Source organism: Cellvibrio sp. PSBB023 (genome assembly GCF_002007605.1).
In the GTDB taxonomy this organism is placed as follows: domain Bacteria; phylum Pseudomonadota; class Gammaproteobacteria; order Pseudomonadales; family Cellvibrionaceae; genus Cellvibrio.
This window is the reverse complement of sequence record NZ_CP019799.1, coordinates 3,832,216-3,854,753: the sequence shown is the minus strand read 5'-3', so window position 1 is coordinate 3,854,753 and position 22,538 is coordinate 3,832,216. Positions and strand designations below refer to the sequence as shown.

Below are 22,538 nucleotides of genomic sequence, written 5' to 3'. Positions count from 1 at the left end.
TACGTTTTATGTCGTCAATTAACAATTTACGCGCACTTTGTATAACAGCTCGCCGCTCGCGCTGACTACAGGCTCATGGCTCTGCCCTGATAGCGATTCACAGGCGCAATTATTCGGGGTCGATAAGCCCCTGGCTGTAGAGCACCTTGCCCTGGCTGGTGATAATCACTGCATCAAAACCGGGCAATTGATTAATCAAAGCCAAACCCTTTTCCGGTCCCATCACAAATACGCTGGTGGAGAGCGGGTCGGTATCAAACCCCAGAGGGCCAATAATCGTCACGCTATTGACGCCAGAGGTCGATTTGCCAGTGCGTGGATTAATGATGTGGTGTACCCGCTCGCCGTTGTCAGCGATGAAGTAGCGCTCGTAATCGCCCGAGGTGGATACCGACACATTGTCGAGCGGCAAGCTGATCGCCACCGCGTCAGCACGGGGATTTTTAATGCCCACCAACCATGGGCGACCGCGTTTATCGCCCAGAACCCGACTGTCGCCACCAGCGCTGAGACTGGCGTGGGCAATGCCGTAGCCGCGCAAAATATCGATGCCGCGATCCACCGCATAACCCTTGGCGATGCCGCCCAAATCGATATAGAGCTGCGGGTGTTCAAACCACAGTGTTCGGTGCTGTTTATCCAGGTGAATCAAACGGTAGTTGATGGCCGGTAACAATGCAGCGCGTTGGGCTTCGCTGGGAGTAAGCTTCTTGCGGTAGTCGTAATAACGCGCCAGGGAAGCAAAAGTGATATCAAACACGCCATCGGTGAGCTTGCTGTAGTAGAGGGATTTATCAATCAGCCGAGTCAGCTCGGCAGAGATTGCCAGTGGCTTTTCTGCGGTTGCCAGTACCGCCTGTTGATTGGCGCGAGACAACTCGCTGGACGCCATGTAGGGGCTAAAGTGCTGGTCGATGCGATGCATTTCAGCCATCACCGCCACCAGTGCCTCGGCGGCTTTGGCCTCATCCTCCGACCAAAAGGTGACACTGACGCGCGTGCCCATGACATCCTGGGTATCGCTATACCATTTAGCCTGAGCGCTGGTCGCCAACAGCAACAGCAAAGGGATCAACAGACGCATGGTCACCGCCGGTATCAGAGATTCAAGTCAACGCGATAGTGGGTTTTGCCCTGCTCATCGACACGGTCTTCCTGCGCAAACATCGCCAACATATCCAGTGCGTTGGCCGATTCAAAGAATGCCTTGGGGCCAGCCAGTTCACCGGTGATACGGCCGCCACTGGGCGCAGTTAATTCAACCGCCAGGTTGACATCCATCGGCCCTGCCAATTGGAAAAACTGCGCTTTAATGCCGTTGTTGCCATTATCGGAAAGTTCTGCTGCATAGCTGCCAATGTCCAGCCAATTTGCACCGGTATTTACCCGCGCGCCATTCCAGGTCAAATTGCCTTTAAGTGATTGCAACACATTGCCGCGTAACTGCAACTGATCGATATGGGAGGAGAACTGCCCCTGAATAGGAATGGGCAAGTGGGTTTGCAGCAATACCGAGGGCACCGAGATATCGGCATCGCGCACCTGCAAAGCACCGCTGGGTGCAGCGCAAATTTCACCGTCAAACTGCTGCTGCGGCAGACGGGTTGCTACCGTCGCACAGGGTGACAAGGTAAGTAGCGATAAAGGTCGCAATTGCCAACTCAATTGGCCAAGGGAGTATTCACGAACCTGGGTACGTAAACTCGCCAGACTGGCGCGCCCATTCCACAGGGTGCCAGTCACACCGCTAAGTGCCAAACCGGTACCACGCGTGAGGAAATAACCACCCCATGTGGCAGGAATATTCGCAATTGCAAAGACCAGAAAGAGCACCAGCCCCAAGGGAATCCACAGTGTTTTACGCGATAGCAATGCAGTTATACGACTCATAAGTATCTTTTACATTAGGGTGACAGGCAGACAAGTCGCGCCACAACTCAGGCATGGCGCGATGGACTTCAGCGTTTTTGCAGGCGCAGGGTGACGGTGACCTGACCGACATCATTGGTCGCAGTAATCGATAAATCACTCACACTGATTCCCTGTTTAAATTCCATTTCATACAGCCATTGCATCAAAGATTCATAGGAGGCGCGCTCCAAACGCACACGCACCTCGCCATTGGCACCGGGCTGGAAGCCGCTCATGCTCAGACCGTTAGCACGCAGCGACGAATCAATCGCACCGCTGATATTGGCCGAGCTGGCCGTTGTGCCCTGATCGCGCATTTGCTGGATTTGTGCCGCCATAATCTGCACCCGCCCTAGCGCCTGGGTAGATGCCGTATTGGCCGCCAGCAGTTGATCGCGCTTGCTCTGAATTGGGCCCAGTACAACAAGCCACAACAAGTAAACGCTCACCGCCAGAGCACAAGCAAGCAACATCATTTGCTCGCGGCGATTGTATTTATTCAGCAGGGTAAATATCTGGTTCATGACTCAGCCTTAAGGGTTTTTACTGACTTTGAGACGAGCGGTTTGCACATTGCCCTGGGCATTGGCGCTCAGCACTTCGGCATTAAGTCCCTGATCGCGAATTTTCTGGCTCAGGGTTTCAAAGGCACCAAAACTGTCAGCCTGGATATTAATATTCAATTCGCCGGTATCGCCTGTGTAGGAAATACCCTTGATACTGACATTGGGCGAGTCGGCAATAGGTGGCAGCGCCACGGCCAACAATGACATCACACTGGCAGATTGGCCTGCCGGTTGGCTCTGACGCAAAATAGTAGAGAGTTGCTTTTCAGCATCCACCACCCGCCCCTGTGGGATAACCACACGCGCCGCCGCTTCAATTTGCTGGCGGATCTTCAGGTTTTCAGCACCCAGTTTGTGAATTTCATAACCCAGTGTTCCCAGGTAAACCGCCACGCACACACCGGCAAAAATGGCGATAGAGCGCCACAGTTTCCACCAGCGCTCTATGGGCAGACGCTGGGAAAAATCGCCCTGGCACAAGTCGATGGAGCTGTTCGTAAAATCCAGCGCCCAGGGATCGGCAAGGCTCTGGCTGGCGATTTGCTCATGCAAACCGGCGGGAATCATTTCCACCAGCGCGGCCAGATCCTGTTCGCTGGCGGCGCGTAAGTGCAAAGCAGGCAGTTGCTCGCCGCGCACCTGATCGGCCAACAACATCTGCAGCGCCAAACGACCTTGGGCATAGGCAACACTAAACCCCATGGTCGGCAAATAGCGCAAATGCAACTGACCTTCAAATAATCCCAAGGTCCAATGTTCGCCGGGCTGGGTTGATGCATCCAGCGCCAGAGGTTGGATCAGGGGCGCACTCCAACAGCGGGTGACTTCAATACCCAGCGCTGCCAATTCAGCAAAGGCGGCTTGCAACCAGGTTTTATCGGCGTAGGCGACTACAATTTTGCCATCGGCAGGCGTCCCCAAGGCAAAATGTAAATCCTCCACATCGCCAACCACCGAATCTTCCAATTGGAAAGGCAGCAAGTTGCGCAGGTGCTTCTTTTCTTTATCGCTGTATTCAAGCTGACGGGTATTCACCCGGCTGCCCGGCAAGATCACCCAGGCGCTGAGCGGATTAGCCGCCTGATCACTCAAGGCCGCGCGCAGGGCTTCGCGATCACCGCTGGCAATCGTATCGTTGGCGGGCGTGCCGTCAGCTCCCAGCCAGCACCAGCGGAAGCTATCCGCCAGGCTTTTGCCATCGTCGGAGGTATTTACGGAGAGCACCAATTGCATGGACATAATTTGCTCTAACTCTGTGTTCACAAACGGATTATGGGTGCGGCCTAATCAACCAGTTCGGTCTTGCCGCTGTTTTTGTCCTTATCGTTGCGCACCACGGTGGGCAACTCGAATACGTCATCGCGCTGGATGGCCTTAAGTTCTTTTCTATTTTCACCGCGCTGCATCAGGGTACGCATGCTGCGACGCTGATCCACCAACTGCACTGTCGCATTCAGCCAGAAATAGTCTGTATCCGTCCTCAATCCCTCCGAATCCAAGTTGCGACCGGAGAGCCTGTTCCAACTTTCGCTGATATCCTCGGGCTTGGCAAAGCCAGTCTCGGGGCGATCCGCGATAAATTGTTCTGCCTCGGCGGGGCTTAACGGTTCCAGGTTGTTGGCGTCATTGAGCGTCAACAATAAATTATTAATACCGTTCCCCAAGGGGCTAATCGCCTCAATGGTATTAATATTCATGCCCACCTTGTCGCTTGGTAGTACGGTGACAAAGGGCTGCAACCGCATTACCAGTTGGGGCAACTCATTAAAACCGCGCACCAAGCGCAGTTCATCAACCGATTTAAAAGGGGCATTGGCCGGCCGATAGCCATTTTTCAAGCCCTGATAATAATTGGACTCCGCCCCGCCCATACCCGACTCGTTGTCATCCTCATCGATCCAATCCACCACCGCTTCCAGCAAATATTCTGCTTCATTCTGGTTCAGGGGCAAATCGGGGAAAGTCTGCAACAGACGAATAAAGCGTCGCTGGGGTGACGAGTAACGCTCGGCATTGCCGATGGGTTTATCAGCTACCAACTGTGTCCGCAAATCATTCAAATTAAATTGGGCGCTGGCATCAACCAGTTGTGCCACACCTGTCACACCATCGTCTTCAATCGGCACCTGAGTACCCCAGTCTTCGCCGAGAAAATCGGTGCCAGAGTCGATATCCGCAATGCTGAACATCAGCTTGGCAACTTCTTCGGTGCCTTCCAAAAATGCACGCGCCTGCGCGCCATGCCAGCGAGACTCAGCGCGCGCCAAGCCCAGTTGGTATTGCGCGGCAAACTTCACACTCAAGGCCGCCACCAGTGCCACAATCAGCAACACCAGCACCAGCACTGTGCCTTGCTGGCGAGCCACCGTGGCACCAGCGCCGCTATTACTGTTCCGGCAGGGCAAAGAGACGCACACTGGGCCCCACTCCTTTAATGTCGATGGTAATTTCTACCGCCAGGGGTAAACCACCTGCGCCCTGTAAACTGCTATCCGGCCACTGCTGTAGCCAATCGTCCGAGAACTCCCGCCCTTCCAATGCACTTTTGCCTTTGGATCCAATGGTGCCCTGGTGCAGAAACCGCAGTTGCATGTCATCCACATTTTCCAGCAGCAATTGGTGGGAGGCGTCATCCTCCATATCAATGTCGCCCAGCTCGCGATTGTATTCGGGCATGAAATCCCGCCACAACTTACCCTCTGCAACCCTATAGCTGATCAATTGCAGATCGCTGCGCGGCAGATTGGCAAAATTAACCCAGCCGCGCCGCTTGAAATACAGTACCGGTTGATCGGCATTTTCCCCGGAAGACCTCAGGCTTTCGCCCTGGAACAGCGCGTTTTGGTCGTTGGCCAAGGGCGCTTGTACATGGCGGAGGTCGGCAGCGATGATCTGCCAAGTGCGATCCAGGCGATTAATTTCATCCAGCACTTCATTGGTTTTCTGGGCCCCCTTGTCAGCCGCATCCAGCGACTGGAATGCCATCACCGCAATCAGCGCCGATATCACCAGCGCAATCAATACCTCCAGCAAGGTAAAACCCTGCTGCCCAGTATGGAGCGGCTTACTGCACAAGTTCAGGATCACTGATATACCCCGTCAAGCGCGCAAGCGCTGGTTGATCCTTATCAATCATCGTCGGGCCGAGGGAGATACCCTCAGCGGGTCCCAGCAAACGCACGGCGATTTCAACCCGTTTGAAGCCAGGTACCGGCAAAGTGTCCAGCGCCAGAGTGGTCAGTTGCCAATGCCAGCGCAATCCTGCCATGTCGACCGAACCGGAATCCTTTTCGGGTACCTGATAACTCGGTAGCGCTTTTTTTGCTTTTTGCTGCTGCAACAGGCGTATCCGCGTCAGTTGGTTTTCGGCTACCCAATAGGCGTAGGTCTTGTCGCGAATCGCGGCCGAGCCGTCCAACTGGGTCATCACCAGCGTAATCAGGGCGGGCAGCGCCATGGCCACGATCATCAAGGCGATCATCGCCTCCAGCAGGGTGAACCCACGCTGTTGGCGGTTGTGTAATCTCTGCCGCAAAGAAGATTTCATCGCCCACGACGCTCCGCTTCCAGGCGTTTTTCTTCGTTTATCCAGCGTAATTCACCACTGATTTCCAGTTCAAAACGCTGGGTTTCTTCATCGCCATCACTCTGTAGCTGATCGGCAAGGATGTTGATTTCAATCTCGCCCGAAGCATCACCACTGGGGAAAAACCCTAACACCGGCTCCTGGTACTCCAGCTCGGGGTCGTATTCCCACAGTTCTTCATCAACATAAAACTCGATAACCAGACCTTCATCCAGACAGTGTTGCGTCAGCTCAGGCACGTCTTGCCACTGGCGGTCACGCACTCGCCGCCACTGATAGCACCACTGCTCTTGGCCATCGATGCCCTGCGCCGGGCGCAGCTCCACAAATAAACCGTGGGTTTCACCTTTGAGCACCGACTGCTCGGCCACATAATTGGCCTGCAATAAAAATGTTTCGGCCTCTTTTTTACTGCGCTCTGCCAGCGCATTCCCCCCCACGGAAATAGAGATAACGCTCACCGCCATGCCGATAATAAACACGACAAAAATGATTTCGATAAGGGTAAAACCCTGCTCGCGGCGGCTCACAATAGTCAGATCCGGGGCGTATGCCTGTTATTGCTCATCCCACACGCTGATGTCCGCGTTCTGGCCTTCGCCACCGCTCACACCATCAGCGCCCAGGCTATAGATATCATATTCATGGCCATCGGCTGGGCTCATGTACTGGTAGTCATTACCCCATGGGTCTTTTGACAAGGAATCCAAATAGCCACTGGCTTTAAAATTGCGCGGCACGGGAGCAATCGAGGATTTGGTGACCAGTGCCTCAAGCCCCTGCTCGGTTGTTGGATAGGTAAAGTTGTCGATACGATAAAGTTTGAGCGCGGTTTGCAGTGAGCTAAAGTCAGCGCGCGCTTTCTGGACATTGGCTTTATCGAGGTTGTCCATCACGTTGGGTACCACAATACCCGCCAGCAGACCAATAATAATGACCACCACCATAATCTCTACCAGCGTAAAACCCGCTTGGCGCAGACGGGTTTTCATTGCAGTGGGTTGTATTGTTTTATTCATAGAACACTCCAGGAACATCACTTGTTGTCGGTTTGTGCCGGGCATCAGCTCAGCTTGGTCATTTCGAAAATCGGGGTAAGGATTGCCAAAACAATCACACACACGGCCCCGCCCATAAAAATAATGGTTGCCGGTTCCAGCAACCCCATTGCCACTCCCAGCATCATTTCCAATTCGCGCTCCTGATCTTTGGAGGCGTTGTCCAATTGCTGCGGCAAGGTGCCATTGGTTTCGCCACTGGCCACCAGTTGAACCAACAGCGGCGGGAAATGACCGGTATTTTCCAGCGCGCGGCTCAAGCTCATGCCCTCGCGCACCGCAGCGGCAACCTGATCACAGGCCTCTTGCAGGATTTTATTGGTCATCACCTGCCCGGAGATATTGAGTGCCTGCAACAGTGGCACTCCGCTGGCAGAAAGCAGGCTCAAGGTCGCGGCAAAGCGCGCCGAGTTGATCTGCTTGACCAACTCACCAAACACCGGCAGTTTCAGTTGCACCACATGCCATGCACGCAAGCGTTTGGGGTCGCGCATCAGGTGTTTAATGAAAAAATAGAGTCCGATCAAGGCAACAAACAGGTACACACCATAGTTCATCAGAAACTCACTGGTGGCGATCAAACCCTCGGTGAGCGCAGGTAACTCGCGTTTTCCCTGCTCAAAGATTTTGACCAGCTTGGGCACCACCAGCACCATCAGCGCGATAATCACTGCCAAGCTGACAACCAACATGACAATCGGGTAGATCATTGCCATTTTGATGCGCTGCTGCAGTTGCTGGCTGGTTTGGGTGTAGTCTGCCAAACGCTCCAATACCGGACTCAGGTAACCTGAACCCTCACCTGCACGCACCAGCGCGCGGTACATATCGTTAAAGGCAACCGGGTTGTCGCCCAGTGCCTGGGCCAAGCTAAAGCCTTCCAACACCTTGGTGCGCACCTGTAAGACAACGCGTTTTACATTGGCTTTTTGCGATTGTTTAGCGGTGGCATGCAAGGCTTCATCGAGCGGCAGGCCCGACTTTACCAAGGAGGCTAACTGGCGGGTGATAAGGCTTAACTCGCGCGTACTCAAGCGGCTGGCGCGACGGCGCGACCATGCGGAAATATCCAGCCCTTCATTGGCACTGGCCTGCGCCTCACTGCCTGCGCCAAGCACTTCCAGCGGTTTGAGTTTTTTCGCGCGCAGTTGCGTGCGAATGTGGCGCTCGGAATCGCCCTCAAGGATTCCCTTGACGGTTTTCCCCTCTTCATTCAGCGCTTTGTAACTGTAGGCACCCATGTGTCCGTCCTTAGAGTTGCGTTGTCACACGCAGCACTTCTTCAATGCTGGTGATGCCATTCAGGACACACTGGCGACCATCGTCACTCATGGACGGGCTGTGTTTACGCGCTTCCGCCAACAGTTCCTGCTCACCCGCCTGTTCGTGGATCAAGTGACGCAGCCGCTCGTTGATTTCAATCAACTCGTAAATCCCCTTACGGCCGCGATAGCCCTGATGATTACAATGTTTGCAGCCGCTGGGCGATGGCCGCCAGATAGCGGTATCGGCTGGCAGCTTGAGCATATCGCGCTCGGCATCACTCGGCAGGTACTGTTCTTTGCAATGCGAACACAGCACCCGCACCAGACGTTGTGCCATTACTACTTCCAAACTCGACGCAAGCAGGAATGGCTCAACACCCATGTCTTTCAAACGCAATACCGCGCCAATCGCGGTATTGGTGTGTAGGGTTGAGAGCACCAAGTGGCCGGTCAAGGAGGCCTGGATAGCAATTTCAGCGGTTTCACCATCGCGGATCTCACCCACCATCACCACATCCGGGTCCTGACGCAGAATCGCGCGCAGGCCACGGGCAAAGGTCATATCAACCTTGGTATTTACCTGGGTTTGTCCGATACCGGGCAGCAGGTATTCGACCGGGTCTTCAATGGTCAGGATATTGCGGCTACGGGTGTTGATATGGCTCAGGCCCGCATAGAGCGTAGTGGTTTTACCCGAACCGGTAGGGCCGGTCACCAGAATAATACCGTGGGGTTTGAGCAGGTTTTTGGTGAGGCGCTCATAGACCAGCTGCGGCATTTGCAACTGCTCCAAGCGCAGTTGGCCCGCGGCCTGATCCAACAGACGCAATACAATACGTTCACCAAAGGCAGAAGGAATGGTGGATACACGAATATCCACCGCATGCCCCGCAAGGCGCACAGTGATACGGCCATCTTGCGGCAGGCGTTTTTCGGCGATATCCAAACGCGCCATTACCTTCAGGCGCGACACCAATACCGGTGCCAACTCCGCCTTGGGCGATAACACCTCGGTCAGCACACCATCGATCCGGAAGCGCACCGAGACACGATCTTCAAAGGGTTCTAGGTGGATATCCGACGCGCCTTCGCGCACCGCTTGCGAGAGAATGGCATTGATCAGACGGATAATCGGCGCGTCATCATCACCGGCCAAGAGATCGGTGCGATCAGCCAAATCATCGGCCATGGAAGATAAATCGAACTCGTTGCCCAAGTCTTCGGCGGCGCGCTGGGCAGCGCCATCACCACTTTGGTATTCACGGGTGAGGCGCTTTTGAAAATCGTCAGCGGGCAGCTCTTCAAGATGCAAATCCGGCCCCAGAATGCGCTGTAACTCCAGCAAGACCTCAAGTGTCAGCCCCGGCTTGTGCAAAATGTGCGGGCGACCATCGGCCTCTGTTTCATCGAGCATCACACCGTGCGCTGACGCATAACCAAACGGCAAGCGCTCGTATACGGCGGGTTCGGGGGCTATGTCCTGCTCGTCCAGCGGCAGTGCTTCCAATTGCTCGCTCACGATTATTCCCCATTCGCCCCTGACGCATTGGCATCGGCCGGTAAGGATTGGCGATAGCGCTCAATCTGCTCTTCCCACTCGGGTAGTACGGGAACCTCGCTCTTGTTCAACAACAACCCATTGCTACGGCGAGTCTGAATTTGTTGTTCACGAATCATCTGATATTTTTCAGCAGTGGCCCCAACTAAAACCCGGTCATCGCGAATAATGGTCGCTTTGAGGAAAATAAGCAGGTTAGTTTTTCGTTTAGTTGCACTCTGGGTACGGAACAAATGTCCAAGTATTGGGATGCTACCAAGCACAGGTACACGTCGATCCCCTTTGTTAACTTGATCTTCAATTAACCCACCTAAAACAACAGTTTGGCCATCACCTGCAAGAATCTGGGTTTTAATTTCACGTTTACTGGTTGTCGGGCCATTCGGTGAGTTTTGGGTATTACCGATCACCGAAGAGATCTCTTGTTCTATGTCTAATACCAAACTGTCGCCTTCGTTAATATGCGGAGTCACTTGCAGCTTGACCCCCACATCTTCACGATTGACAGTATTAAATGGACTGGCAAACGAGCTGCCTGTGGTGCCGCCGGTGTTTGCACTGGTATAGGAACCAGTCACAAAAGGAACCTGTTGTCCAACCAGAATAGAGGCTTCGGTGTTATCGGTAGTCAGCAAGCTGGGCGTGGAGAGGATGTTGGTGGATTCCGTAGTCTGCAACAGTTTCAATACACTCAGAAAATCAACCTTACCTCCCAATCGGCCCACACCAAAAACAGGAGCACCAACTGAGTTGATACCACCAGCTAATGCTGCCAACGCCGTGGTGTCATCCGGGTTTTCCAGTATGTTCAAGGCTGGCGCAGCCACAGTGCCAAGGGCGCTGCCCGACGTGAAACCACCAAATCCGGCATCACCGGACTGATACATCCACTCAATACCAATTTCTTTGGCATTGTTACCCGTAATCTCCACAATAATTGCTTCAACCAGAACTTGGGCACGGCGAATATCAAGGCTATCTACAATCGATAGCAAGGTATCCATGGTGTCAACATCGGCAGTAATTAGTACCGAGTTGGTTGCTTCATCAGCCTGCACAGCAGGTTGCGCAACATTGGGCGCGCCCTCAGCCTGTTTGCCCTGACCTAAGCTTTGCAACATAGCTGATAATACTTTGGCAACATCTTCCGCTTTGGCGTATTTGAGATAATACACACGCACATTGCTGTTTTTGGATTGCGGGCGATCCAGGTCATTAATCAAAAACTTGAGCCGTTGGCGGGTCAGGTCGTCGCCGCTAACCACTACGGCATTGGTGCGCTTATCTGCCACTATCACCGGTGGCGCCGTAGTCATACCGCGGTTGGGATCGGGCTTTTCCAATTGGGTGAGCATGGCGACCACATCGGCCGCATTGGCATAGCGCAGAGGAATCACATCGGTATGGGTGATGCCGATTTTGTCCAACTGGACAACCAACTCACTGATACGCGCCGCGTTGGCACGGGTATCGGTAATGATCAAGGCATTACTTGGCTCATAGGTGGTGAGGTGGCCGTACTGCGGAACCAAGGGACGTAAAGCTGCAAGAATTTTGGCAGCACTGGTGTTTTTCAGCGGAATAACCTGGGTGATGTAGAGGTCATCGCGGTCTTTAATGTTGTTTTCGGTGGGGATTGCAAACTGGCGGGCATCACGGTTCATCACTACGCGGACTATGTTGCCGCTTTCCACAGCGGTAAAACCGTGCACATCCAGCGACGCCAGGAAGAGTTCGTACAGTTCTTTGGCATTGAGCGGGCGAGTATTGATGACCTTGATCGGGCCACGCACCTTGGGATCAATAATAATGGTTTTGCCAGTAAGCCCGGCGATGGATTTGATCACATCCTGAATATCGGTGTCGTTGAAATTCACCGACCAACGCATCTCACCCTGGCCTTCAACCGCTTGAACCTGAGCAAATGAGGTGCCGCTCATGCTGATCAACGCCGCTAGCAATAAGCGACCCATTGTCCTGCGGAAGATGATCTTGCGGGAGATAATCTTGTTATTGTCACGACCATTAAACAGGATCACAAAAACCTCACTTGAGCATTACGTCTAGGTTAACTGTACTACCACCGCGTCTGATTTCGAGATTCGCCGACGTGGCACTACCCATACTTTTGTATATTTCCATAATCTTACCGGGCGTGCTGAGCGGCACCCCGTTAACAGCCGTGACTATGTCATCAGTCTGCAGGCCCAATGAATCAAATACTTCGGCATTGCGCCCGGGGCGAATTTTGTAACCTACCACCTGCCCACCCTCGCGATAAATACTCATCGCCACTACATCCGCCAGGGTTTTAGTCACCTGAGCCATAGAAGGTTCAGCGTTCGACGACGGCGAATCATAAACCGGGCTGTTACCTGCATTAAGTGACGGCGGCTGGAAATTTGATGTCGCATTGGCTGGTGGCGGCGCGCTCACACTGGTAGTTAGCTTGGGCGCATTGGGATCGTCTTTGAACATCCACAGGGATTCAAAGCTGCCATTGTTATTAACGATAACCCGCAGGTCCAGAATCTTGGCGAGCGTGACTTTATTGCCAACAGGCAAGGTATCGCCCACGGCGTAAACATCGGCCTTATCGCCCGCCACAATAATGGCGCGCGCGGCAGTCTCTGTGCTGCTGCCAATCACACCGCGCAATACCAGGTTGAGTTGGGTGTCGCTGCTGGCCTCTATATCACTCACCGCAGCAGGAGCCTGTTCGACAGGTGCTGCGACCGCCATATCGCCAAAAGGCGCAAGGGATTTCAGCTGCGCAATATTGACCGCTTCTGTCACACCCGCAGTGGGTTCGGATTGGGAGGCCATGAGGGATACGCTGGCGGGAGGAATTTCAGGTGCCGGCACAACCAGCCACAGGAGGCGCGCCAAACTGTGGCTCAACCAAATCACCAGCAACAACATAACCAGCCATTGCCAGCGTTGTAGGGGGACGCGGTTTAAAAACGCAAAGAGGCGGCGCAGCTGGATCTCCAACTGGGCCGTACGCTGCTCAAAAACAGCTCTGTTAGATTGCAATCTGTCTTGCATGGGTATGACTGAGTCCTTCACGCTGGCTGACGACAGGAATGAGTTGGGGATGGCAATTGTCAGTCGTATCAAAAGCTTAGTGCGTTATGATTATCAAAGCCACGGGATTCTACTCCATCCATATTACAAAAGCGAAATAGTCCGTTAAGCCTGCAAACTACGTCGCTTCCGGCATTTTGGCCATTGTTTGATGATGAATCCCAAAAGAAGTTGCAACACGGTAAAAATATGCGACGCAGGGCACGAAAAAAGCGGGGAGATAAAAAGAAAAACCCCGATTGCTTTAAGGGGGCAATCAGGGTTTCTACAGGATAAGGGCCTGACCTTGGCAATACGAGTTGCTCTATTCCATTCAATTCCTTGCAACTGTCGCGTCCTGCGACAAACTCCGATGTTTGCCATTATTGAGGAAACGCACGTCAGTTTATAGTGGATAAGCTCTGCAAGTTTTGTAGGAAATATCTCACACGACTGCCAGTCAAAACGCCTGCAGTTTTGTGGCAGCAGGTTTATAATCCGCCGCCGAGAGTTAACACGCCAGCGAGAGATGACCATGCCACCCAAGAAAAAAAGCATCGACTTTGAACAGTCGCTCAGCACCCTCGAAAGCCTGGTCAACCGTATGGAACAAGGTGATATGACCCTTGAAGAGTCGCTGCAAGCCTTTGAGACTGGCATAGCACTGACCCGCGAATGCCAAACCCGCTTGGCGGCTGCCGAGCAGCAAGTGACCAAGTTGATTGAGCAACAGGGCACTGTCAGCCTTGAAGCCTTTGATGCCGACGAAGGCGATGCGTAATGAGTCAGGATTTCAGCACCTTTGCCAGCGACTGTCGCCACCGCGTTGACAGTGCGCTGGATCACCACCTTCCATTGGGCAGCGACCCTACGCAATTGCGCGCTGCTATGCGCTACAGCCTGTTCAATGGCGGCAAGCGCGTGCGCCCCATTCTCGCCTACGCCTCGGCACTGGCGATAAATCCACTGGTCGACCTCGCACTTATCGACCCCGTCGCCTGCGCCCTTGAATGCTTGCACTCCTACAGCCTGGTCCACGATGACCTGCCCGCGATGGACGACGACGACCTGCGCCGCGGCAAGCCCACTTGCCATATTGCGTTTAATGAAGCCAGCGCCATTCTCGCGGGCGATGGCCTGCAAACCTTGGCGTTTGACCTGCTCACCCAAACAGATTTGCCGGCATCTACCCAAATCCAACTGGTGCGCCAACTGGCGTCCGGTTCAGGGGCTGAAGGGATGGTACTGGGCCAAGCCATCGATCTAGCCGCCGTTGACCATCAGCTTGATCTCACCCAATTGGAAAACATGCACCGCCACAAAACAGGGGCACTGATTCGCGCTGCCGTCGCCATGGGCGCGACAGCAGCAGGCGCAACGCCAACACAATTGCACGCACTGGACAGCTACGCAGCGGCTATTGGTCTGGCATTTCAGGTGCAGGACGACATTCTTGATGTCACTGCCGATACCGCCACTCTGGGCAAACAACAGGGCGCCGATATAGCTCGCAACAAGCCGACCTACGTATCACTATTGGGGTTGGACACTGCCCGGGATAAAGCGACCGAATTGCACCAGCAAGCACAGGCTGCGCTGCGGGATTTTGGCGAAAGTGCCATGCATTTACGCCAACTGGCTCGCTATATAGTAGAAAGGTCGAACTAGCCAAGCCTCTGCCAAGCTGCCTACAATGGTCGACTGCCACACGATAACCAGAATGATGACGCCGAATGCATAACGAGATCCCCACCTCCCGCCCGCTTACGCCGCTGCTCGATAGCATCGACAGCCCCGTTGAGCTGCGCGCCTTGAGCGAAAAGCAACTACCGCAACTCGCCGACGAGCTGCGCGCGTTTTTGCTCTACAGCGTTGGTCAAACGGGCGGCCATTTTGGCGCGGGCCTGGGCGTGGTTGAGCTGACAATTGCATTGCATTACGTGTACCAAACCCCGGAAGACCGGCTGGTGTGGGATGTTGGCCATCAAACCTATCCACACAAAATTCTCACGTCGCGTCGCGAGCGCATGGGCAGTATTCGCCAAGGCGGCGGCTTGTCCGGCTTTCCCAAACGCGAAGAAAGTGTCTTTGATACCTTTGGTGTCGGTCATTCCAGTACTTCCATCAGCGCCGCCCAAGGCATGGCAATTGGCGCCAAAATGGCAGGCATTGAACGCAAAGTCGCTGCAATTATCGGCGATGGCGCTATGACAGCCGGTATGGCGTTTGAAGCGCTCAATCATGCAGCGCATACCGAAACCGATATGTTAGTCATACTGAATGACAACAATATGTCCATTTCACCCAATGTGGGCGGCCTATCCACCTATCTTTCCAAGATTTGGGCAAGCAAGTTTTACAACTCCTTGCGCGAAGGCAGTAAACAAGTACTGGGCAAGATCCCGCCCGCCTGGGAATTTGCACGCCGCACGGAAGAGCACTTCAAAGGGTTTATGTCTCCCGGCACCCTGTTTGAAGAGATGGGCTTTAACTATGTAGGCCCAATCAACGGACACGACCTGGGCGATTTGGTGCGCTGCCTGAGCAATCTGCGCGAGGTCAAAGGCCCGAAACTGCTGCATATCATTACCCAGAAGGGCAAAGGGTTTGAGCCTGCCGAGCTTGACCCGGTGAGCTATCACGCACTCAATAAAATCGAGCCGAAAAAAGCCGAATTGGGGGCCATTGATGCACCGAAAAAAGTGAAATATCAGGATGTATTCGGCCGCTGGCTGTGCGACATGGCTGCGCAGGATGGCAAGCTCATCGGCATCACCCCCGCCATGTGCGAAGGCTCCGGCATGGTGGAATTTGCTGCCCATTACCCAGAGCGCTTTTATGATGTCGCTATTGCAGAACAACATGCCGTGACTCTGGCAGCGGGCGTTGCCTGCGAGGGCCAAAAACCGGTAGTGGCGATTTACTCAACCTTTTTGCAGCGCGCCTACGACCAGCTAGTGCATGACGTTGCCCTGCAAAATCTGGATGTCACCTTTGCCATCGACCGCGCTGGTTTGGTAGGAGAGGACGGCCCGACCCATGCTGGCAGCTTTGATATCAGTTTCCTGCGCTGCATCCCCAACATGGTGATTGCCGCACCCAGCGACGAAAACGAGTGTCGCCAATTACTTTACACCGCCTATCAACACCCCGGCCCAGCAGCAGTGCGCTACCCGCGCGGCACAGGTGTAGGTGTTGTGATTGAACAAACCATGACCGCCCTGCCGCTAGGCAAAGGCCTGTTAAAGCGCGACGGAAAACAGGTCGCTTTACTGTGCTTTGGCACCTTGCTGCCTGTGGCGCAGCAAGTGGCCGACCAATACGGCTACAGCCTGTGCGATATGCGCTTTGTAAAACCACTGGATACCGAGCTGATCGAGCGGATGGCCGCCAGCCATCAACTGCTGGTCACCCTGGAAGAGAATGCGATTGCCGGTGGCGCAGGCAGCGGTGTTTGTGAATACCTCAACAGCCAGGGACTCACCCTGCCAGTATTGCAACTGGGCTTTGGCGATGAGTTTGTGGAGCACGCCAGCCAGAAGCAGCAATTGGCAACCCAGGGATTAGACGCAAAATCCATTGCCGAGCGCATCAGTCAGCGCTTAAGTAGCGCCAGCACAGACCCCAAACTGGCGGTGCGTTAAATCCATTCGGGCAGCATCGGCTTACAGTTTATCGACTGCAGGCCTGTCGCCCGCCTCAACCCAGTTAACCTGCGAGGAGCTGCCTACCTTGTCATCCTCTAAAGCTGATCACTCCCAGGGGCTTTTATTATTCCGCCTGCATAACCAGCAGACGTTTGCCTTGGGCACATTGAAAATCCAGGAACTGGTTCCCTTCCAACCAGTCACCCCCATGGTCAACCAACACGCGAGCATATTGGGCGCACTCACTATTCGCGGTCAGACCATGCCTATCGTCGATCTCGCCGCTGCCGTTGGCAAAGGCGCAACGCCCAAAGAATTATTGGCGAGCAGCTTTATCATCATCACCGATGTGCAACGGCAAAAAGTGGGGTTTCTGGTGCGGCAGATTGAACGCATTGCCGATGCCAACTGGCGCGATATCAGCGCACCGGACAAGTTTTTAGGCAACAGCACCTATATCACCGGTGTCACCAAGGTGGATGACCGACTGGTGCAACTGCTGGATGTAGAAGTGATTATGGCGCGCCTGTTTCCACTCGACCCATCCAAAGCCACCGCTACGATTACCGATGTGGAGCGCGAGCAGTTGCGCCCGATGAATATCCTGCTAGTGGACGATTCGCGCACCGCACGCAAACAACTGAGCGACTCACTCGATGCCATCAACGTGCGCTACCAAGTCACGGATGACGGCCAAAAAGCGCTCGACATCATGCGCGCCGCCGCCAAAAACGGGCAGCCAATCGACATACTGGTAAGCGATATAGAAATGCCCGGCCTCGATGGTTACGAACTGGCATTTGCAGTGCGCGACGACAAACAACTCGCCAGCGCCTACATCATCCTGCACACCTCACTGTCCAGCAGCATCAGCGTCAGCCAAGCCCGCCAGGTCGGCGCCGACGAAGCCCTCACCAAGTTTGATGCACGGGAACTGATTGATGGGATGTTGCGCGGGGCAGCCAAAAAAGCGCGTTAGCCCATCGGATAAACACACCCAACTGTAACCTTTAATTACCACTTATATAAAATTTTGTATAAAATCACTCATGGACGACTGCAAACCTATTCAATTTAGAGGAAACGCCCTCGACAATCTGCGACGCTTTCCTTTGTCGATACGCCGAGAAGCAGGCTACCAACTGGATCACATACAACACGGCTTGGAGCCAGATGACTGGAAACCCATGCCCAGCATTGGTCAAGGTGTGCGCGAAATCAGACTGCGGGATATTACCGGCGCCTTTCGCGTGATTTATGTCGCCAAATTTAGTGACGCGGTTTATGTGCTGCACTGCTTTCAGAAGAAAACCCAAAAAACCAGCAAGCCCGATTTGGATTTAGCCGCCAGCCGCTACCGTGAATTAGTACAGGAGCTTGGAAAATGAGTAATGAACAATTTGCCAGCGTATGGGATGCCATTGAAGACACCCCCGAAGAAGCAGAAAATATGAAGCTTCGCTCGAGCTTGATGCGCTCGCTCAAAGACTACATTGAGCGCACCGGCCTGAACCAGACCGAAGCCGCCAAATTATTTGGCGTCACCCAACCCAGAGTCTCCGACCTTATGCGCGGCAAGATCAACGTATTTGCACTGGATGCACTGGTGAATATGGCCGCAGCGGCTGGCTTGCATGTTGAAATGCGTGTTGTGGATGCGGCTTAAAAACATAACCCAAGCCGGCCAAGTCGGCGCCGACGAAGCCCTCACCCAGCTTGATGCGCGCGAACTGATTGATGGGAGTTGCGTGGGGCAGCAAAGAAAACAAACTAAGGACGAAAACGAGGGCATTCGTGAATAAAATATCAAGTGACTTTGATCAACCGATACTTTTTCGAACTGTAGATACTGACGTATACAAGAGCAGTGTACACAATGGTTCAATTTGGCTCAGATCAAGTGTTTATTATCGACAAATTGAAGATCAAGCTAGAGCGGATACAGCTGAAGGAACAAATAGCTCGCTAACGCTATTACCTCTAGCTTTCCATCCAAACAACGGAAATAAAATTACGATCCAGGGCTCGGGATCGATAGGCTGCGAAATTATTCCCCATTATATAGTGTCACTTCACGGGATATCCATTTCCCAATCAGCCCATAAAAGTTTTGGCGGATGTACTTTTGGGATAAAAAATATTGATCGAATAAGTGCCGAAATACTGTATCAAGTATCCAAACAACACTCCGTGAAGGGCTATCGTTACGGGCAAGTTGCCTACCATCACACCGCTCTGGCCCTCTCGTTACACTCCGCAACGAGTGCAATGGGCCTAGGCGGAACACCAAGTGAATTCCTAAAAAGCATCAATACAGATGTATTACGCAAATCTCCGGTTTTACCTTTCATTGAACAAGATGAGTGGCGCATTGCCATTTTCTTAGAACACAAAACGAACCTAGATCCCATGGAGCCAATTAAGATCAACGTAAATCCAAATAATTTTTATGAGTACATTCCACCAAGCAACTCTTGATTCATGGTTTTAGCAGTTATATCCACATTCCCCCCAATTTATTCACTTTTCGGCACACCATCCACAAATCGCTCCGCCAAAAAATCGATAAACAATCGTACCTTCGGCGCCAAATGGCGCTGCTGGGGATAAACCACCCAGACACCGGCATCCTTGAAGCGGTAGTCATTCAGTACCGCGACCAAACGACCATCGGCCAGGTATTCATCCACGTAGTAGTCCGGCAGTTGCGCCAAGCCCAAGCCTTTGAGTGCCGCATCCACCAGCGCCGGGCCGGAGTTGGCTTGCCAGTTGCCGTGCGCGACCAAGTCCTTGCGCTGCCCCTGATCTTGCAACAGCCAGTAACCGCGCGTACCGACCAGGCAATTGTGGCGCTCAAGATCGGTGAGGGTTTGTGGTGCCGACACACGCGCCAAATAAGCGGGCGAACCGACGATGTATTCCTGGCGATCACACAGACGCTTGGCTATCAATGTTGATTCACGCATCACGCCCATGCGAATCGCCAGATCAAACCCCTCCTCAATCAACTCCACTTGCCGATTGCTGAAATACATCTGCACTTTGAGCTGCGGATAAAGCAGCTGGAAGTCATTAATCAAGGGGGCGATATAGCGATCACCAAAAGTAGTGGCAGCGGTAATTTTCAATAGCCCGGTAGGCTGGCCTTGATGATGCTGCAGCAGCGATTCCGCCTCGCGCAGCCCATCAAACAAATGGCGACAGCTTTCATAGTAGAGCTGCCCGGCATCGGTCAGGCGGATTTGGCGCGTGGTGCGATAGAGCAATTGCGTCCCCAATTGTTGCTCCAACTGGCTCACCAACCGGCTCACATGGGAATTGGATACCTGCAACTCACGGGCAGCAGCGGCAAAGCTACCGAATCGAACCACAGCGATAAATGCCTCTACCCGCTCCCAATGTTGCATTGTTGCTCCACAGCAATAATTAAGTGACTTTTAGCTGGCTTATTGCCACAGGGTCACTAGTCTACACTTTGCGCTCAGAAATTCGCACCCGGAACCCTCAGGAGTTATCCATGAAATCACGCGCCGCTGTTGCCTTTGCCGCAGGCAAACCATTGGAATTGGTCGAAATCGATGTTGAAGGCCCAAGAACCGGCGAGGTGCTGGTGCGCATAGTCGCCACCAGTGTCTGCCACACCGATGCCTACACCCTCTCCGGCAGCGACCCGGAAGGCGTATTCCCGGCCGTACTCGGGCATGAAGGTGCCGGTATTGTGGAGGCTGTGGGCGAAGGGGTTACCAGCCTGAAGGTAGGCGACCATGTGATTCCGCTCTACACCGCCGAATGCGGCAAGTGCAAATTCTGCCTGTCCGGCAAAACCAACCTGTGCGGCTCCGTGCGCGCCACCCAAGGCAAGGGCCTGATGCCCGACGGCACCACACGCTTCTCCTTTGAAGGCAAGCCACTGTTCCACTACATGGGGACCTCGACCTTCTCGGAGTACACCGTACTGCCGGAAGTATCACTGGCCAAAGTATCCAAAGAAGCACCGCTCGACAAAATCTGCCTGCTCGGCTGCGGCGTCACTACCGGTATCGGTGCGGTTATCAACACGGCCAAGGTCACCCCCGGCTCAACCGTAGCGGTATTCGGCCTGGGCGCTATCGGCTTGGCGGTGATTCAAGGTGCGCAAATGATGAACGCCGCGCGCATTATTGCTATCGACGTTAACCCCGACAAATTTGAACTCGCTCGCCAGTTTGGCGCCACCGACTTCGTCAACCCCAAAGACCACAGCGCGCCCATCCAGCAAGTGATTGTGGATATGACCGACGGCGGTGTGGATTACTCGTTTGAATGTATCGGCAATGTAAACGTGATGCGCTCGGCGCTGGAGTGCTGCCACAAGGGCTGGGGCGAGTCGATCATCATCGGCGTGGCCGGTGCCGGTCAGGAAATTGCTACCCGCCCCTTCCAGTTAGTGACAGGCCGTGTGTGGAAAGGCTCGGCGTTTGGCGGCGTAAAAGGCCGCAGCCAATTGCCCGGTTATGTCGAGCGCTACATGAAGGGCGAGATCAAGATCGACGAATTTATCACCCACGACATGCCATTTGATCAAATCAACCATGCCTTTGACTTACTACACGAAGGCAAGAGCATCCGCACCGTATTGCACTATTGATCGGACGGATGATCCAGCAGGTGATGACAACAGAGAGACCGGCCGACTCATCGGCCACTTGTACCGCATCAGGGATAACTCGAATGACCAGTATTTTGACCAGCCTATCCACCACCAAAAGTTTTGGTGGTTGGATTAAACGCTACAAACACCACTCCACCAGCCTCAAGTGCGACATGGTGTTTGCAATTTATTTGCCGCCCCAAGCTGAAACCCGCACCGTGCCCGTGCTCTGGTGGCTATCAGGGCTCACCTGTACCGATGAGAACTTTATGCAGAAAGCTGGCGCCCAACGCATGGCGGCAGCACTGGGTATTGCCATTGTGTGCCCCGACACCAGCCCGCGCGGCCTCAATCTCCCCGGTGAGCATGACAGTTACGACTTTGGCTCCGGTGCGGGTTTCTATGTGAATGCCACCCAAGCGCCTTGGGCCGAGCATTACCGCATGTACGACTACCTGACCAGTGAGCTGCCAGAACTGATCAAAACCCATTTCCCGGTAAATGGTCGCGAATCCATCAGTGGTCACTCCATGGGCGGCCATGGCGCACTGGTACTGGCACTGCGCCAACCTGGTCGCTTTGCCTCGGTATCAGCATTTGCACCCATCGCCAACCCCAGCCAATGCCCTTGGGGTCAGAAAGCATTTACCGGTTATTTGGGCGATGATCGCAGCACATGGCAGCAGTATGATAGCTGTGCGCTCATTGCGAACAGTGCCTCAACCCAAGAGCTGTTCATCGATCAGGGCGACGCCGATGAGTTCCTGGCTCCGCAATTGGGTGCTGATGCCCTACGCGCGGCCTGCGCCCAGGCGGGACAACCGCTGATTTATCGCACCCGCACCGGTTATGATCACGGCTACTTTTTCATCGCCAGCTTTATCGACGAACACCTGCAATACCACGCCAACCACTTGTATCCAGCCATTGCCAGTGACTAAACGGCCTTTGCAGATAGCAGGGAAATGATAGACAAACAGGGAAGTAATACAGACAAGGAAGGAAATACACTGTGGAGAGGGATGCATGGAAACTCAAATCCTTTTGAGCCTCACTAAACCACTCACTCATTTCATGGTCATGCCAGTCTTTTATAGCGCTTGTACTTTTTAAAAACCAACAGCGCTACTCACTTATGTGACACAGTTCCCATAATTGTCGCCAAATGCAGCAACTTCTTACAATCGATGAGATTTCCTGAATATTCAGTATCTTAAGCCCAATAAAAAAGCGCCCGCAGGCGCTTTTCTG

The 22,538-nt window shown here is 53.7% G+C and carries 23 protein-coding genes; 9 read left to right on the top strand and 14 right to left on the bottom strand.

The window, feature by feature from the left end; all coding sequences use genetic code 11:
- Positions 1–109: 109 nt before the first annotated feature.
- The 13 genes from B0D95_RS16590 to gspC all read right to left on the bottom strand — a co-directional run bounded on the left by B0D95_RS16590 (position 110) and on the right by gspC (position 12,992).
- A complete protein-coding gene (locus B0D95_RS16590; protein WP_078044939.1) occupies positions 110–1,084 on the bottom strand; it encodes an FAD:protein FMN transferase in 975 nt (324 codons plus the stop codon).
- A 14-nt stretch (positions 1,085–1,098) separates the two neighbouring features.
- A complete protein-coding gene (locus tag B0D95_RS16585; protein ID WP_078044938.1) occupies positions 1,099–1,890 on the bottom strand; it encodes a type II secretion system protein N in 792 nt (263 codons plus the stop codon).
- 68 nt (positions 1,891–1,958) lie between these two features.
- On the bottom strand, positions 1,959–2,435 hold the full coding sequence (gspM, locus tag B0D95_RS16580) for a type II secretion system protein GspM (protein WP_078044937.1): 477 nt from the start codon (positions 2,433–2,435) through the stop codon (positions 1,959–1,961).
- Positions 2,436–2,444: 9 nt separating this feature from the next.
- On the bottom strand, positions 2,445–3,716 hold the full coding sequence (gene gspL, locus B0D95_RS16575; protein WP_244904603.1) for a type II secretion system protein GspL: 1,272 nt from the start codon (positions 3,714–3,716) through the stop codon (positions 2,445–2,447).
- Between the two features lie 44 nt (positions 3,717–3,760).
- Positions 3,761–4,843: a type II secretion system minor pseudopilin GspK gene (gene gspK, locus B0D95_RS16570; protein ID WP_149867941.1), complete on the bottom strand. Its 1,083-nt coding sequence runs from the start codon at positions 4,841–4,843 to the stop codon at positions 3,761–3,763.
- Positions 4,844–4,862: 19 nt separating this feature from the next.
- Entirely contained in the window at positions 4,863–5,564 is a 702-nt protein-coding gene (gene gspJ / locus B0D95_RS16565) for a type II secretion system minor pseudopilin GspJ (protein ID WP_078044934.1), read from the bottom strand.
- Positions 5,542–6,024: a type II secretion system minor pseudopilin GspI gene (gene gspI / locus B0D95_RS16560; RefSeq protein WP_078044933.1), complete on the bottom strand. Its 483-nt coding sequence runs from the start codon at positions 6,022–6,024 to the stop codon at positions 5,542–5,544. Before gspI ends, gspJ begins: the two co-directional genes overlap by 23 nt.
- On the bottom strand, positions 6,021–6,593 hold the full coding sequence (locus B0D95_RS16555; protein ID WP_078044932.1) for a prepilin-type N-terminal cleavage/methylation domain-containing protein: 573 nt from the start codon (positions 6,591–6,593) through the stop codon (positions 6,021–6,023). The genes gspI and B0D95_RS16555 overlap by 4 nt, the downstream gene beginning before the upstream one ends.
- 27 nt (positions 6,594–6,620) lie before the next feature.
- A complete protein-coding gene (gene gspG, locus B0D95_RS16550; RefSeq protein WP_078044931.1) occupies positions 6,621–7,082 on the bottom strand; it encodes a type II secretion system major pseudopilin GspG in 462 nt (153 codons plus the stop codon).
- A gap of 44 nt (positions 7,083–7,126) precedes the next feature.
- Complete coding sequence (gene gspF, locus B0D95_RS16545; RefSeq protein WP_078044930.1) at positions 7,127–8,362, bottom strand: type II secretion system inner membrane protein GspF; 1,236 nt, start codon at positions 8,360–8,362, stop codon at positions 7,127–7,129.
- Positions 8,363–8,372: 10 nt separating this feature from the next.
- Entirely contained in the window at positions 8,373–9,908 is a 1,536-nt protein-coding gene (gene gspE / locus B0D95_RS16540) for a type II secretion system ATPase GspE (protein ID WP_078044929.1), read from the bottom strand.
- A complete protein-coding gene (gspD, locus tag B0D95_RS16535; protein ID WP_078044928.1) occupies positions 9,908–11,983 on the bottom strand; it encodes a type II secretion system secretin GspD in 2,076 nt (691 codons plus the stop codon). Before gspD ends, gspE begins: the two co-directional genes overlap by 1 nt.
- 7 nt (positions 11,984–11,990) lie before the next feature.
- Positions 11,991–12,992 carry a type II secretion system protein GspC gene (gene gspC, locus B0D95_RS16530; RefSeq protein ID WP_078044927.1) on the bottom strand — a complete coding sequence of 334 codons (1,002 nt, stop codon included), beginning with the start codon at positions 12,990–12,992 and terminating at the stop codon, positions 11,991–11,993.
- Between the two features lie 553 nt (positions 12,993–13,545).
- Here gspC and B0D95_RS16525 point away from each other — a divergent pair.
- The 7 genes from B0D95_RS16525 (at position 13,546) to B0D95_RS16495 (ending at position 19,135) form a co-directional block, all read left to right on the top strand.
- Positions 13,546–13,791 carry an exodeoxyribonuclease VII small subunit gene (locus B0D95_RS16525; protein WP_078044926.1) on the top strand — a complete coding sequence of 82 codons (246 nt, stop codon included), beginning with the start codon at positions 13,546–13,548 and terminating at the stop codon, positions 13,789–13,791.
- Positions 13,791–14,678: a (2E,6E)-farnesyl diphosphate synthase gene (gene ispA / locus B0D95_RS16520; protein ID WP_078044925.1), complete on the top strand. Its 888-nt coding sequence runs from the start codon at positions 13,791–13,793 to the stop codon at positions 14,676–14,678. The genes B0D95_RS16525 and ispA overlap by 1 nt, the downstream gene beginning before the upstream one ends.
- Before the next feature lie 65 nt (positions 14,679–14,743).
- Complete coding sequence (gene dxs, locus B0D95_RS16515; RefSeq protein ID WP_078044924.1) at positions 14,744–16,654, top strand: 1-deoxy-D-xylulose-5-phosphate synthase; 1,911 nt, start codon at positions 14,744–14,746, stop codon at positions 16,652–16,654.
- Positions 16,655–16,742: 88 nt separating this feature from the next.
- Entirely contained in the window at positions 16,743–17,636 is an 894-nt protein-coding gene (locus tag B0D95_RS16510) for a chemotaxis protein (RefSeq protein ID WP_078044923.1), read from the top strand.
- A 133-nt stretch (positions 17,637–17,769) separates the two neighbouring features.
- Complete coding sequence (locus tag B0D95_RS16505) at positions 17,770–18,045, top strand: type II toxin-antitoxin system RelE/ParE family toxin (protein ID WP_210403640.1); 276 nt, start codon at positions 17,770–17,772, stop codon at positions 18,043–18,045.
- Entirely contained in the window at positions 18,042–18,323 is a 282-nt protein-coding gene (locus B0D95_RS16500; RefSeq protein WP_078044921.1) for a helix-turn-helix domain-containing protein, read from the top strand. Before B0D95_RS16505 ends, B0D95_RS16500 begins: the two co-directional genes overlap by 4 nt.
- A gap of 128 nt (positions 18,324–18,451) precedes the next feature.
- The gene (locus B0D95_RS16495) at positions 18,452–19,135 is read left to right on the top strand and encodes a hypothetical protein (protein WP_078044920.1); all 684 of its coding nucleotides are present in this window, start codon (positions 18,452–18,454) and stop codon (positions 19,133–19,135) included.
- 38 nt (positions 19,136–19,173) lie between these two features.
- On the opposite strand, the gene B0D95_RS16490 is transcribed toward B0D95_RS16495, so the two are convergent.
- On the bottom strand, positions 19,174–20,064 hold the full coding sequence (locus tag B0D95_RS16490; protein ID WP_078044919.1) for a LysR family transcriptional regulator: 891 nt from the start codon (positions 20,062–20,064) through the stop codon (positions 19,174–19,176).
- Positions 20,065–20,174: 110 nt separating this feature from the next.
- On the opposite strand from B0D95_RS16490, the gene B0D95_RS16485 reads away from it, so the two are divergent.
- On the top strand, positions 20,175–21,284 hold the full coding sequence (locus B0D95_RS16485) for an S-(hydroxymethyl)glutathione dehydrogenase/class III alcohol dehydrogenase (RefSeq protein WP_078044918.1): 1,110 nt from the start codon (positions 20,175–20,177) through the stop codon (positions 21,282–21,284).
- 83 nt (positions 21,285–21,367) lie between these two features.
- Complete coding sequence (fghA, locus tag B0D95_RS16480) at positions 21,368–22,228, top strand: S-formylglutathione hydrolase (RefSeq protein WP_078044917.1); 861 nt, start codon at positions 21,368–21,370, stop codon at positions 22,226–22,228.
- The last annotated feature ends 310 nt before the right edge of the window (positions 22,229–22,538 follow it).